11 protein-coding genes and 1 tRNA gene are annotated in these 12,730 nt (G+C 63.7%); 5 read left to right on the forward strand and 7 right to left on the reverse strand.

The features are described 5' to 3' along the window. Window positions 1–48: 48 nt before the first annotated feature. Window positions 49–1,272, reverse strand: a complete 1,224-nt coding sequence (locus RQP55_RS00235) for an NADP-dependent isocitrate dehydrogenase (protein WP_315608173.1) — start codon at window positions 1,270–1,272, stop codon at window positions 49–51. A 143-nt stretch (window positions 1,273–1,415) separates the two neighbouring features. On the opposite strand from RQP55_RS00235, the gene RQP55_RS00240 reads away from it, so the two are divergent. Continuing rightward, entirely contained in the window at window positions 1,416–2,183 is a 768-nt protein-coding gene (locus RQP55_RS00240) for a crotonase/enoyl-CoA hydratase family protein (RefSeq protein ID WP_315608174.1), read from the forward strand. A gap of 59 nt (window positions 2,184–2,242) precedes the next feature. Here RQP55_RS00240 and RQP55_RS00245 read toward each other — a convergent pair. Then, a tRNA-Val gene (locus RQP55_RS00245) sits at window positions 2,243–2,317 on the reverse strand. Between the two features lie 102 nt (window positions 2,318–2,419). Beyond that, window positions 2,420–2,794: a cell cycle two-component system response regulator CpdR gene (cpdR, locus tag RQP55_RS00250; RefSeq protein WP_315608175.1), complete on the reverse strand. Its 375-nt coding sequence runs from the start codon at window positions 2,792–2,794 to the stop codon at window positions 2,420–2,422. A gap of 127 nt (window positions 2,795–2,921) precedes the next feature. Here cpdR and RQP55_RS00255 point away from each other — a divergent pair, with 127 nt between their 5' ends. Beyond that, the gene (locus tag RQP55_RS00255) at window positions 2,922–3,875 is read left to right on the forward strand and encodes an N-formylglutamate amidohydrolase (protein WP_315608176.1); all 954 of its coding nucleotides are present in this window, start codon (window positions 2,922–2,924) and stop codon (window positions 3,873–3,875) included. Between the two features lie 176 nt (window positions 3,876–4,051). On the opposite strand, the gene RQP55_RS00260 is transcribed toward RQP55_RS00255, so the two are convergent. After that, window positions 4,052–4,843 carry a SapC family protein gene (locus tag RQP55_RS00260; protein WP_315608177.1) on the reverse strand — a complete coding sequence of 264 codons (792 nt, stop codon included), beginning with the start codon at window positions 4,841–4,843 and terminating at the stop codon, window positions 4,052–4,054. 57 nt (window positions 4,844–4,900) lie between these two features. After that, window positions 4,901–6,346: an FAD-binding oxidoreductase gene (locus RQP55_RS00265; RefSeq protein WP_315608178.1), complete on the reverse strand. Its 1,446-nt coding sequence runs from the start codon at window positions 6,344–6,346 to the stop codon at window positions 4,901–4,903. A gap of 14 nt (window positions 6,347–6,360) precedes the next feature. Here RQP55_RS00265 and RQP55_RS00270 point away from each other — a divergent pair, with 14 nt between their 5' ends. Together RQP55_RS00270 and RQP55_RS00275 are read left to right on the forward strand one after the other, a co-directional pair. Further along, window positions 6,361–7,071, forward strand: a complete 711-nt coding sequence (locus RQP55_RS00270; RefSeq protein ID WP_315608179.1) for a hypothetical protein — start codon at window positions 6,361–6,363, stop codon at window positions 7,069–7,071. A gap of 114 nt (window positions 7,072–7,185) precedes the next feature. Next, on the forward strand, window positions 7,186–8,553 hold the full coding sequence (locus RQP55_RS00275; RefSeq protein WP_315608180.1) for a DEAD/DEAH box helicase: 1,368 nt from the start codon (window positions 7,186–7,188) through the stop codon (window positions 8,551–8,553). A gap of 17 nt (window positions 8,554–8,570) precedes the next feature. Here the strand turns inward: RQP55_RS00275 and RQP55_RS00280 are convergent, their stop codons facing one another. Beyond that, entirely contained in the window at window positions 8,571–10,853 is a 2,283-nt protein-coding gene (locus tag RQP55_RS00280; protein ID WP_315608614.1) for an ATP-dependent helicase, read from the reverse strand. Between the two features lie 92 nt (window positions 10,854–10,945). Between RQP55_RS00280 and RQP55_RS00285 the strand changes: the two genes are divergently transcribed. Further along, complete coding sequence (locus tag RQP55_RS00285; RefSeq protein WP_315608181.1) at window positions 10,946–12,199, forward strand: MFS transporter; 1,254 nt, start codon at window positions 10,946–10,948, stop codon at window positions 12,197–12,199. Here RQP55_RS00285 and rsmD read toward each other — a convergent pair. Further along, window positions 12,183–12,728: a 16S rRNA (guanine(966)-N(2))-methyltransferase RsmD gene (gene rsmD, locus RQP55_RS00290; protein WP_410000253.1), complete on the reverse strand. Its 546-nt coding sequence runs from the start codon at window positions 12,726–12,728 to the stop codon at window positions 12,183–12,185. The two genes, RQP55_RS00285 and rsmD, sit on opposite strands and share 17 nt — an antisense overlap. Window positions 12,729–12,730: the final 2 nt, after the last annotated feature.

Consider the following 12,730-nt stretch of genomic DNA (forward strand, 5'->3'; position numbering starts at 1 on the left):
CCTTGCGGGCAGGGGGCTTGATCTCTTTTACCGGTCAGGCAGCTGGGATCAGGCCCAGGCCTTCATTTCCGTTTCGAGGTTCTCGACGATCGCCTCGAAGAAACCTTCGGTGGTCAGCCAGGGCTGTTCCGGGCCGATCAGGATCGCAAGGTCCTTGGTCATCTTGCCGCTTTCGACGGTTTCGATGCAGACGCGTTCCAGCGTTTCGGCAAACTTCACCACTTCCGGGGTGTTGTCGAACTTGCCGCGATAACGCAGGCCGCCGGTCCAGGCGAAGATGCTGGCGATCGGGTTGGTGCTGGTTGCCTTGCCCTGCTGGTGCTGGCGATAGTGACGGGTGACGGTGCCGTGGGCGGCTTCGGCCTCGATGGTCTTGCCATCGGGGGTCATCAGCACCGAGGTCATCAGGCCGAGCGAACCAAAGCCCTGGGCTACCTGGTCCGACTGGACGTCGCCGTCATAGTTCTTGCAGGCCCAGACGAACTTGCCCGACCACTTGAGCGCCGAGGCGACCATGTCGTCGATCAGGCGGTGTTCGTAGACGATCCCGGCAGCGGCGAACTTTTCCTTGAAGCCTTCGTTCTCGTAGACTTCCTGGAACAGGTCCTTGAAGCGGCCGTCATAGGCCTTGAGGATCGTGTTCTTGGTCGAAAGGTAAACCGGCCAGCCCAGGTTGAGACCATAGTTGAGCGAGGCGCGGGCAAAGTCGCGGATCGAATCGTCCAGGTTGTACATCGCCATGGCGACGCCCGCGCTGGGGAACTTGAACACTTCAAGGTCGATCGATTCGCCGTTTTCGCCGTCGAAGACCAGACGCAGCGTGCCCGGACCCGGGATCAGGGTGTCGGTGGCGCGGTACTGGTCACCAAAAGCGTGGCGGCCAACCACGATCGGATCGGTCCAGCCCGGGATCAGGCGCGGCACGTTCTGGATCACGATCGGTTCGCGGAAGACGACGCCGCCCAGGATGTTGCGGATCGTGCCGTTGGGCGACTTCCACATCTTCTTGAGCTTGAACTCCTCGACGCGGGCTTCGTCCGGGGTGATCGTCGCGCACTTCACGGCAACGCCATATTGCTTGGTGGCATTGGCGGCGTCGACGGTGATCTGGTCGTTGGTTTCGTCACGCTTTTCGACCGAGAGGTCATAATACTTCAGGTCGATGTCGAGGTAGGGCAGGATCAGCCGTTCACGGATCCACTGCCAGATGATGCGGGTCATCTCATCGCCGTCCATTTCGACGACGGGGTTGGTTACCTTGATCTTGGCCATCGCGCGTAAGTCTTTCACTGGGGAGTTAGCGGAATTTCAGGCGCTCCCTTAGCAGAGGCGTCGCGTCACGCAAGTAAGGGCTGGACCTTGCAGCATTGGCGCTTTAATCGTCCGGTTAAACACCTGCCGAGAGGATAAGACTTATGAGCGAAGCCCCCGAAGTCCTTACCGAAGTCCGCGATGGCGTGCTGATCGTCACGATGAACCGCCCCGAAGCCAAGAACGCGATGAACAAGGCCCAGGCCGAAGGCATCAGCGCCGCGATGGACCGACTGGAAGCTGAGAACGACTTGCGCTGTGCCGTGCTGACCGGCGCCGGTGGAACCTTCTGCTCGGGCATGGACCTTAAGGGCTTCCTGCGCGGGGAGCGTCCCAGCATCGAAGGCCGCGGATTTGGTGGTTTGACCGAATGGACCCCGAACAAGCCGGTGATCGCCGCGATTGACGGATTTGCCCTGGCAGGCGGGATGGAATTGGCCCTGTCGTGCGATCTGATTGTGGCCAGCGCCGGTTCGAAGTTTGGCATTCCCGAAGCCAAGCGTGGCCTGGCGGCTGCAGCCGGTGGCCTGATCAAGCTGCCGCGGCAGATCCCACCGCGGATCGCGATGGAACTGGCCCTGACCGGCGATTTCATTGACGCTGCCCGTGCCTATGAACTGGGCTTCGTCAACCGCGTGGTTGAAGGCCCCTCGCTGCCCGCCGCGCTTGAACTGGCTGCCCGTGTGGCCGAAAACGGCCCGCTGGCACTGATCGCGTCGAAGGCGGTGATTCGCCAGTCGCACGAATGGACCGATGCAGAGATGTGGCAGAAGCAGGGTGCGATCGTTATGCCGGTCTTCGCGAGCGAAGACGCCCGTGAAGGCGCTGCCGCCTTCGCTGAAAAGCGCAAGCCGAACTGGCAGGGCAAGTAAGCCCCACCAACTGGCCAGAAACGAAAAAGGCCCCGGGAAACCGGGGCCTTTTCAATGAATGGTGGGCGTAGCAAGGATTGAACTTGCGACCCCTACGATGTCAACATAGTGCTCTACCACTGAGCTATACGCCCGGCACCATTCAGGTTCCACCCGGGGCCGTCGCCCCGGGCAGGGATGCGCCATTAGCGAGGCTGCACGCGGTATGCAAGCAGCTTGATGGCGCAAAATTCAGATCAGATGAGTGCTTGCGACGGATTGCCGAAAATCCGCTCTACTTCCAGCACCAGATCGCGCAGGTGAAACGGCTTTGACAGCACCTTGGCCTGCGGCGCATCGCGGTTGGCCTTCAGCGTAACGGCGGCAAACCCGGTGATGAACATAACCTTGGTTGCCGGGCTGATTTCCCCGCAACGCTGGGCCAGTTCGATCCCGTCCATTTCGGGCATCACAATATCGGACAGCAGCAGGTCGAAATGCTGGGTTTCCAGCAGTGGCAAAGCCGCGGTGCCGCGATCGACCGAAACAACGTCATACCCGGCATTCTCCAGCGCGCGCGCCAGGTAAGTGCGCATGGCTTCTTCGTCTTCGGCAAGGAGAATGCGGATCATGCTTGGTCCCGAAAGTTGTAAGGCAGTTTACGACCCCGTCTGCCTTACCGGCAAACCCGTTAAGATTCTTCCTGCAACCGGTCTCGCAGGCTTTGACAGAAACCCTATCGGCGGCCAGCGTGATGTCATGCTGTCCGAGCCATTCGCCCAACGTGATTCGCCGGAAATTCCTGGAGGCGCAATCCCCGGCAGCCCGGGGCAGGCGGCCTTTACGCTTCGTCAAAGCGATGCCTCGCGGGTGCCGGTGCTGATCGCTGTCCCCCATGCCGGGCGTGCCTATCCCGGCAGCCTGATCGAGCGGATGCGCAACCCGGACTATGCCGCATTGCGGCTGGAGGATCGCTATGTCGATCTGCTGGGAGAGGCCGTGGCCAGCGCCACCGGAGCGGCCTTGCTGGTGGCTCACGCCCCGCGCGCCATGATCGACCTGAACCGGGCGACCGAAGATATTGATTGGGACATGTTCGCCCAGGGCAAACCCAGTGGCCTTGGCAGTTACACACCCGGTCTGCGGGCCCGCAGTGGCCTGGGGCTGATCCCGCGCCGCTTGCCTGGTCTTGGAGAGCTGTGGAAGCACCGACTTGACCGAAAGGACTTGGTCGATCGGATCGACCAGATTCACACACCCTATCACCAATGCTTGTCCGACTCGCTGGTGCAACTGCGATCGCGGTGGGGAGCGGCGCTCTTGATTGACCTGCATTCAATGCCGCCGCTGGGGCTGCGCGATGGTCTGCCGCCACCGGAATTCGTGCTGGGGGACCGCTTTGGAACCACCTGCCACGGGGCGCTGGTGGCCAGTTGCTTCGGCTATTTCGCGCAGCAGCGGCGGACGGCCGCGCACAATCGTCCCTATGCCGGAGGGTATGTTCTGGAACGCCATGCTGCCCCGACTGGCGGTATCCATGCCGTACAACTGGAAATAGACCGGTCGCGCTATCTTGATGCGCGGCTGGCGGAACCGGGGGGCGGGTTTGCCGCCATGGTTGACATCTTGACCGGGCTGGTGCGGCGGCTAGCCAGCGAAGTTGCAGAACTTGGGCAGGCGGAACCAGCCCCTTGGGCCCAAGCAGCCGAGTAGCGAAAAGAAAAAAGCCACCTCGCAACAATGGCGAGGTGGCCTAGGTTCAGGGAGGAGGTGCACAGAGTGCACCACGCCCTGCCAGGCCATGAGGGCAGCCCGACAAGACGATTAAGAAGATATGCCTAGGCCGGGGCTTATGCAAGCCCCGGAAGCATAGGCCGTCAGACCTGTTTTCAGGCTGCGTTGGGTTCGAGGTCCGCTGCGCTGATTGGACCCTTGCCGGCCTGAACCTGGCGGGCAAAGAGGCCGCTGATCAGGTCAAGCGAGAACAGATGGGCGAAAATCAGGGCAAGCATGCCGTTCTGGTTCATCGTGCGCAGCACGTCACCGCGCAGGTCCCGCAGCTTTTCCTGATCAACCATGCGGAAACCGCGGTAAATGAAAGGCTGATCGAAGCCTTGCTGCTGGATCGATACTTCGCCGTCCATCAGCAGGTCATGCTTGTTCAGTTCGTCAACGAACTGCTGGGTGCGCATGCCGGCTTCTTCAAAGTTCTTGCAGAATTCGAGCATGCCCTTGGTGACTTCGCTCGGTTCTTCGCCATCGAAGAGCGGGTTACCTTCTTCGAATTCGCCCACCAGGTTGCTGGTGGGGTCAAAGCAAAGCGACAGTTCATCCGAATCGGGCTGAAGCTTGGCCAGCATGAAGGGATAGCGGCGGGCATAGGCCGGGATGTAAACGTCGACGTTGGTCAACTTGCCTTCGTCATCAACGAACAGGTTCACACCTTCGTTCAGGCCCATCAGCGCCAGCGGCACCGGCTGTTCGGCCGAGGCGAAAACGATCGGATAAAAGCGACCGGCGTGGATGAATTCCTCTGCGGTAAGCGGCACGGCGTGCGTGCCCACCAGCCAGGTTGCCTGGTCGGTACCGCGGCTCTTGTAATTGACGTGATCGCGGCTGTTGAGCGGCATCAGGTCCTTGTAGAACAGCGGCAGGTTGGTGGCGTTCGGCGCGCTGGCCATGCATTCTCTCCGATTGGCGACCCGGGACGGAATGTATCCGGGCGGAAAGCCGCGCCTTTAAGGGGTGTGTGGGCGCAGCGCAAGCAGCTTGCCCGGGTTCATCAACCCCTTTGGATCAAGCGCTGTCTTGACCTGGCGCAGCAGGGCCAGCGCGACGGGATCTCCCAACCGGGCCAACTCATCGCGCTTCATCTGGCCGATGCCATGCTCCGCGCTGATCGAGCCATTTGCCGCTGTAACCAGATCGTGGACCCGCGCGCTGATCGCCTTGCCCTGGCCTTCTTCCCATTCCCCCCGGATTACGCCTTTGGGAGCGAGGACGTGAAAGTGGATGTTGCCATCGCCCAGGTGGCCAAAACCAAGCGCCTCGGTGCCTGGAAACTCGGCTTCAATTGCGGGAACGGCCGTGGCGACGAAATCGGCCATGGCCGCCACAGGGACTGAAATGTCATGCTGCATTGCCGGCCCTTTGGCGCGCTCGGCGGGCGAGACAGAATCGCGCAGGGTCCAGAACGCCTCGGCCTGGGTCTCATTGGCGGCAAGGACTGCATCCTCGGCAAGCCCACGTTCGAATGCCCCGGTCAGCAGGGCTTCGGCCCGGTCCTGCAGGTTGGCCGCGCTTTCGGCATCGGCGGCCAGCTCGATCAAGGCGTGCCAGGCGTGCGGCCCGCTTAGCGGATTGCGGGCTTCGGGCAGGTAGTCCAGCACGGCGTCAAGGCAGGCGCGGGGCATAACCTCGAAGCCTTCCAGCAGGTTTCCTGCGAAAGTTTCGCAATGGAGCAGCAGCGCGCGCGCGGCATGGATCGAAGGGAGCCCGACCCAGGCCACCGCCCGATCGGTGATAGCGGGCACCAGTTTAAGGGTGGCCTTGGTTACGATCCCCAGTGTTCCTTCGGCCCCGATAAACAGCTGCTTCAGGTCAAACCCGCGGTTGTCCTTCTTGAGCGGGGTGAGGGCAGAATAGATCGAGCCATCGGGCAGGACCGCCTCAATTCCCAGCACCAGCGCGCGCATTACCCCGTGGCGCAGCACTTGGGTGCCGCCGGCATTGGTGGAGATCAGCCCGCCGATCGTGGCCGATCCCTTGCCGCCCAAGGTAAGTGGGAAGCGCAGGCCCGCGGTTTCAGCGGCCGTATGCAGGTTCTGGAGGACGACTCCGGCCTCGCAGGTGACCTGGCGGGCGCTGGCATCGACCGGGTCAATAGCCGCCATCCGCCGCAGTGACAGCAGGATAGCCCGGCCGCTTTGATCGGGTGTGGCACCGCCCGACATGCTGGAATTTCCGCCCTGCGGCACGATCGGCACGCCATGGCGGGCGCAGAGTTTGACCAGGTCCGCTACCTCCACCGTGCTGGCGGGCGAGGCCAGCGCCAGCGCCGCCCCGGTATAGCGGCCGCGCCAGTCGGTCAGCCAGGGGGTGACCAGATCGGCATCGCGGGTCAGGCCGCGGGGGCCCAGCAGGGCGGCCGCTTCTGCCAGGAACGTCTCATGCTCAGGTGCCATGCTTGCGCTATTGCATGGGGCAGAGGGGCTTTCCAGCCCCTTGCGGCGGGCGGGCCAAGCAGGTTAAGCGCGTGTTCAAGCACAGGGGCTATTTCACCGGGGCAATGCAGCGTTCCACCCTTTTCCTCGCGCATCTGGCGCTGGCGCTGACCGCGGGTATGGTTGGCATGGCCGCCGCCGTTGCGGCCGAGGAGAAGCCGAGCCTGGCGCACGGCGATCCGCTGGATCAGGACAAGGCGCCGCTGGTCTCAATTCCCGCGCATCCCTTGCCGCGGCTGAGCGAGGGTGGAGAGCAGATCCTGCCGATCTTCCGCGACCAGTTCCGCCTGCCCAATGCCGAACAGGTCCGGATCGAACAGCGCGTGACGATCCGGATCAGTCCGCGGCCAGCGCCGCTGCCGCTGGCGGCTTCGGTATCGAGCCAAGAGCGCGACGCCCGCGCACCGCGGGTGATCGAGCGCAAGATGGGCAAGTGCGTGCCGCTCAACGCGCTGCTGGGCGTACAATCGGGCGGCGGCAACAAGCTGATGCTGTTCCTGCGTGGGCAGCGGCTGGTCAGCGCGACGCTGGAAAAGGCCTGCCAGGGCCGCGATTACTACTCCGGGTTCCTTGTCTCGCAACACAGCGATGGGCAGCTCTGCGCTGATCGTGACGAATTGCTGGCGCGCAGCGGGGCCAAGTGCAAGGTGCAGGGCTACCGCGAAATCATGTTGGTTGAGGACTGATCAGGCGGATTTCTTGACTTTCCGCCCTGTTTGCGCCTAGGGCGCGGTCCAGAAGTGGCATTGGCCCCGTGGGGGTCGGCAGGCCGCTCAATCTCTTCCGGAAATTCCCAGTATATGTCTTTTGCCGATCTCGGCCTCTCTCCCGAACTTGTCCAGGCGGTAACCGCCAAGGGCTATGACACGCCCACGCCGATCCAGGCCCAGGCGATCCCCTCTGTGCTGATGATGCGCGATCTGATCGCGATTGCGCAGACCGGCACCGGCAAGACCGCCAGCTTCGTGCTGCCGATGATCGACATTCTTGCGCACGGCCGCCGCCGGGCGATGATGCCGCGCAGCCTGATCCTTGAGCCGACCCGCGAACTCGCCGCCCAGGTGGCCGAGAATTTCGAAGCTTATGGCAAGAACCACGATCTCAAGATGGCGCTGCTGATTGGCGGTGTGCAGATGGGTGATCAGGTCAAGGCGCTGAACGAAGGCGTTGACGTGCTGATCGCCACCCCGGGCCGCCTGATGGACCTGTTCGAGCGTGGCAAGATCCTGCTCACCGGCTGTGACCTGCTGGTCATCGACGAGGCGGACCGGATGCTCGACATGGGGTTCATCCCCGATATTGAGACGATCTGCTCCAAGTTGCCGGCCTCCCGCCAGACCCTGTTGTTCAGCGCAACCATGCCGCCGCCGATCAAGAAGCTGGCGGACAAGTTCCTGACCAATCCGAAATCAATCGAAGTTGCCCGCCCGGCCTCGACCAACACCAATATTGCCCAGCACAAGGTGGTGGTGGCCTCGTCGCGCACCAAGCGCGAAGTGCTGCGCACCCTGTTGCGGACCGATAATGTCGGCACGGCGATGATCTTCGCCAACCGCAAGACCACGGTTCGTGAGCTTAACAAGAGCCTGAAGAGCCATGGCTTCTCGTCTGGCGAGATCCATGGCGACATGGACCAGTCGGCCCGCATTGCCGAGCTTGACCGCTTCAAGGACGGTTCGATCAACATCCTGTGCTGTTCCGACGTGGCCGCGCGCGGTCTCGACGTGAAGGGCGTGAGCCACGTCTTCAACTTCGACACCCCATGGCACCCGGACGATTACGTTCACCGCATTGGCCGTACCGGCCGCGCCGGGGCGACTGGCCGCGCCTTTACGCTGGTGGCGCCCGAGGACCAGGAAGCGATCGAGAACGTCGAGAAGCTGACCGGCATGAAAATCCCGGTCTACACGCTGGATGGCGCTGCCGAACCCAAGGCAGAACGCGCTCCGCGTGAGCGCAAGGCCCGCGAAGAGAAGCCGGAGCGTGAGGCCAAGCCGCGTCGCGAAGAGCGAGCCCCGCGTGAGGAACAGCCCCGCGCCGAACGCGCTGCCCGCAGCGAAAAGCCCCGGCGTGAGGAACGCCCACGCCGCGAAGAGCGAGACCCGCCCAGCGAGCCGGGCGAGTGGAATGGCCCGATCCCCGGCTTCCTGGGGATTTCGGCGCTTTAGAGCCTGTCTGACAGGCTCTAGTCCGCCACCTTCACAAAGCTGTCGATCACGCGCTTGGGGCCAGCGGCCTCGAAGTCGATCTCCAGCTTGTTGCCTTCCTGCGCGATAACCGTGCCGTAACCGAACTTGTCGTGGAACACCCGCGCGCCAAGACTGATGTCGCTGCGCGGTTTGGCAGCGAAGCTGGCGGCAGAGCGGCTCGCTTCGGGCAAGCGGCGGGGCGTGGGATCATAGCTTTGCGCCGCAGCCCGCTGCCAGCCTGGTCCGCGTGACTGGCCCCGCGCAGCGCTATCCCGCGCAACGTGGGCAAAGGGATCGTCACGCTCGCTCCACTGCGCCCGCCACAGCGATGCCCCGCCAGACAGGGTCGATTCCTGCTCAATATGGGCTTCCGGAAGTTCCGAGATGAAGCGGCTGGGGATCGAGCTGGTCCACTGGCCATAGATCCGCCGATTGGCCGCATGCAGGATCGTGCACCGCCGCCGCGCACGGGTGATCGCGACATAGGCAAGGCGGCGTTCCTCTTCCAGGCTGGCCAGGCCGCCCTCGTCAAGCGAGCGTTGGCTGGGGAAGACACCCTCTTCCCAGCCGGGCAGGAACACGTTGTCAAACTCCAGCCCTTTGGCGCCGTGCATGGTCATGATCGTGACCTTTTCGGCATCGTCGGCTGCCTCGTTGTCCATCACCAGGCTGACGTGCTCAAGAAAATCGCCGAGCGTTTCGTATTCTTCCATCGCCCGCGCCAGTTCGACCAGGTTCTCCAGTCGACCTGCGCTCTCGGCCGATTTTTCGGCCTGCAGCGCGGCGGTGTAGCCGCTTTCATCCAGCAGAATGCGGACAAGCTCTGCCGGGGACGTTGTCTTGCCGAGATCGCGCCAGCGGGCGATATCGCGCATGAAGCTGACCAGTGTGTTACGCGCCCGCGCCGGCAGCTCGTCGGTGTCGGCAATCTCGACCGCCGCCAGGCTCAGCGGCACGCCGCGCACCCGGGCATGGCGGTGGAGCTTTTCCAGCGTCTTGTCGCCCAGGCCGCGCTTGGGGGTATTATAGATCCGCTCGAACGCCAGGTCGTCGCTTGGCTGGGAAATGAGGCGCAGGTAGGCAAGGGCATCGCGGATTTCCGCCCGCTCGTAAAAGCGGAAGCCGCCGATGATCTTGTAACCCATGCCGATGGCGATGAAGCGGTCCTCAAACTCGCGGGTCTGGAACTGGGCGCGGACCAGGATCGCCGCCTGGTTCAGGCTTGCGCCTTCGCGCTCCAGCCGCTCGATCTCGTCGCCCACGCGGCGGGCTTCCTCGGGCGCGTCCCAGACGCCGATGACGCGGACCTTGTCGCCGCCATTGCGCTCGGTCCACAGCGTCTTGCCCAGTCGCTGGCTATTGGCATCGATCAGGCCTGAAGCTGCGGCAAGGATGTCCGGTGTGGAGCGATAATTCTGTTCCAGCTTGATGATCTTGGCGCCCGGAAAATCCTTTTCGAACTTAAGGATATTGGCAACTTCTGCGCCGCGCCATGAATAAATCGACTGATCGTCATCCCCCACTACGCAGATGTTGTGGCGCGGCTGGGCGAGCAGGCGCAGCCACAGGTACTGGACCTGGTTGGTGTCCTGGTATTCATCGACCATGATGTATTTGAACCGCTGCCGGTACTGCTCCAGCACGTCGGGGTGGCTGCGCAGCACGGTCAGCATGTGCAGCAAGAGGTCGCCGAAATCGCAGGCGTTTAGCGTTTTGAGCCGGTCCTGGTAAAGCCGATAGAACTTCTGACCCTGCCCATTGGCAAAGCTTTCATTCTCAAGTGCATCCAGATCTTCCGGGCGCAGGCCCTTGTTTTTCCAGCGATCAATGCACTGGGCCAGCTGGCGCGGCGGCCAGCGTTTTTCATCCAGTCCCTCGGCCTGGATCAACTGCTTCAGGACCCGCAGCTGATCGTCGGTGTCGATGATCGTATAGTTTGATTGCAACCCGGCCAGCTCGGCATGGCGGCGCAGCATCTTGGCGGCGATGGCATGGAACGTACCCAGCCACGGCATCCCCTCAACCGCTGGTCCGACCAGATGGCCGACCCGCTCCTTCATCTCGCGCGCGGCCTTGTTGGTGAAGGTGACGCAGAGGATCTCGCTCGGCCAAGCCAGGCGGCTGCGGATGATATGGGCCAGCCGCGCGGTAAGTGCCGCGGTTTTGCCCGTACCTGCGCCGGCCAGCATCAAAACCGGGCCTTCGGTTGCCAGCACGGCCTCGCGCTGGGGGGCGTTCAGGCCATCGAGCAAGGGATCGGAGTTGGATTCGGGGAGCATGGTCACGCGGAACGGCTAGGGAACATCGCTGCCGGGTGCAAGCGCTTCCCGGTGGTTGACACCCGCCGCTTTGCCCCGCAGCAGTTTGCGCCATGCATCCTTTGCGCCAGCACGCTCGCATCCTCACCGCCAGCCTCGTCGGTACGGCGGTCGAGTTCTATGATTTCTACATCTACGCGACGGCGGCGGCGCTGGTGTTCGGGCCATTGTTCTTCCCCTCCAGCGACCCCACCACGCAAGTGATGCTCAGTTTCATGAGCTTTGGCATCGCCTTCTTCGCGCGGCCGGTGGGGGCGATCGCCTTTGGCCATTTCGGGGACCGGATCGGGCGCAAGTCGACGCTGGTGGCCTCGCTGATGCTGATGGGTGGATCGACGCTGCTGATCGCTTTTCTGCCGACCTACGCGATGGTGGGTTGGGTTGCGCCGGCGCTGCTCTGCCTGCTGCGCTTCGGGCAGGGGTTTGGCCTGGGCGGTGAATGGGGCGGGGCGGCCCTGCTGGCGGTGGAGAACGCGCCAAAGGGCTGGACCGCGCGCTTTGGCGCCGCGCCGCAACTGGGCGCGCCGGTCGGCTTCCTTGCGGCCAATGGCCTGTTCCTGTTGCTTGGCCTGTGGCGGACCGATGCGGAATTCAACGCCTGGGGCTGGCGCTTGCCGTTCCTGTTCAGCGCCGTGCTGGTGATGATCGGCCTGTGGGTGCGGCTGCGGATTGGCGAAACACCCGCTTTCAAGGCTGCGCTCGACAAGGCGCCGCCGCATGCCGTGCCGCTGTGGGAGCTGCGGCGCCATCTGGGTGCGCTGCTGGCCGGAAGCGCGGGGGTGATCGCCTGCTTCGCGATCTTCTACCTCGCCACGGCCTATGCCCTGGCGCAGGGCACCACGACCTTTGGCCATAGCCGCGAGACGTTCCTGGCGGTGCAACTGGGGGCCAATAGCTTCCTGGCGCTCGGGATCGTACTGGCGGCCATCCATGCCGACCGGGCGACCCCGGGGCGGACCTTGCTGCTGGGCGCCATTGCCACGGTCGTGCTGGGACTGGCCTTCGGGCCGGGCCTCTCGTCCGGATCGCTGGTCATCATCTTCATGACACTCGCGGCCGCACTGCTGGTGATGGGCTTTGTCTACGGCCCGCTGGGAAGCTGGCTGCCGACACTGTTCCCGGTGGGGGTGCGCTACAGCGGGATTTCGGTGGCCTTCAATGCCGGCGGGATCGTCGGTGGTGCCCTGACCCCGCTCGCAGCGCAGTGGCTTTCGGGGCACGACATGGGCGCGCAGGCGGGCCTGCTGCTGAGCGCGGCGGGGCTGGTAACGCTGCTGGGGGTGCTGGCAGCTAGGCCGAAAGCCTGAACAGCGTCAGCCGCGCCTTGCCGACCTTGCGATCGGCAACCGCTTCCAGTCCCTTGACCTGGGGCAACTCGTCATAGGCTGTTTCCAGGCTGACCCAGGTAGCCGGGCCGATCCAGCCGAGTCGATTCAGCTTGTCGAGCGCCACTTCGCCCGCGCCGCTGCGGTAAGGCGGATCAAGCATGATCAGGTCAAGCGGGGCCTTGGCCGGGCCCAGCGCCAGCACCGAACTGGCGCGGACGTCGGTCTGGGGCTGGGCATGAAGGTTGGCCACGTTGCCGCGCAGGGCCCGTAGCGCGGCGGCATCCTGCTCCACGAACAGGCATGAAGCCGCGCCGCGTGACAGCGCCTCAAGCCCCAGCGCGCCGGATCCCGCAAACAGGTCAGCCACCGTCAGTCCTTCAAAATCGCCAATCCGGCTGACCAGCATCGAAAACAGTGTTTCGCGGGTCCGATCGGCTGTTGGGCGCGTGGCATCGCCCGTTGGTGCGGCCAGCTTGCGACCCCGCCATTGCCCGGCAATGATCCGCAGGC

Source organism: Novosphingobium sp. APW14, assembly GCF_032337075.1.
Classification (GTDB): Bacteria; Pseudomonadota; Alphaproteobacteria; order Sphingomonadales; family Sphingomonadaceae; genus Novosphingobium.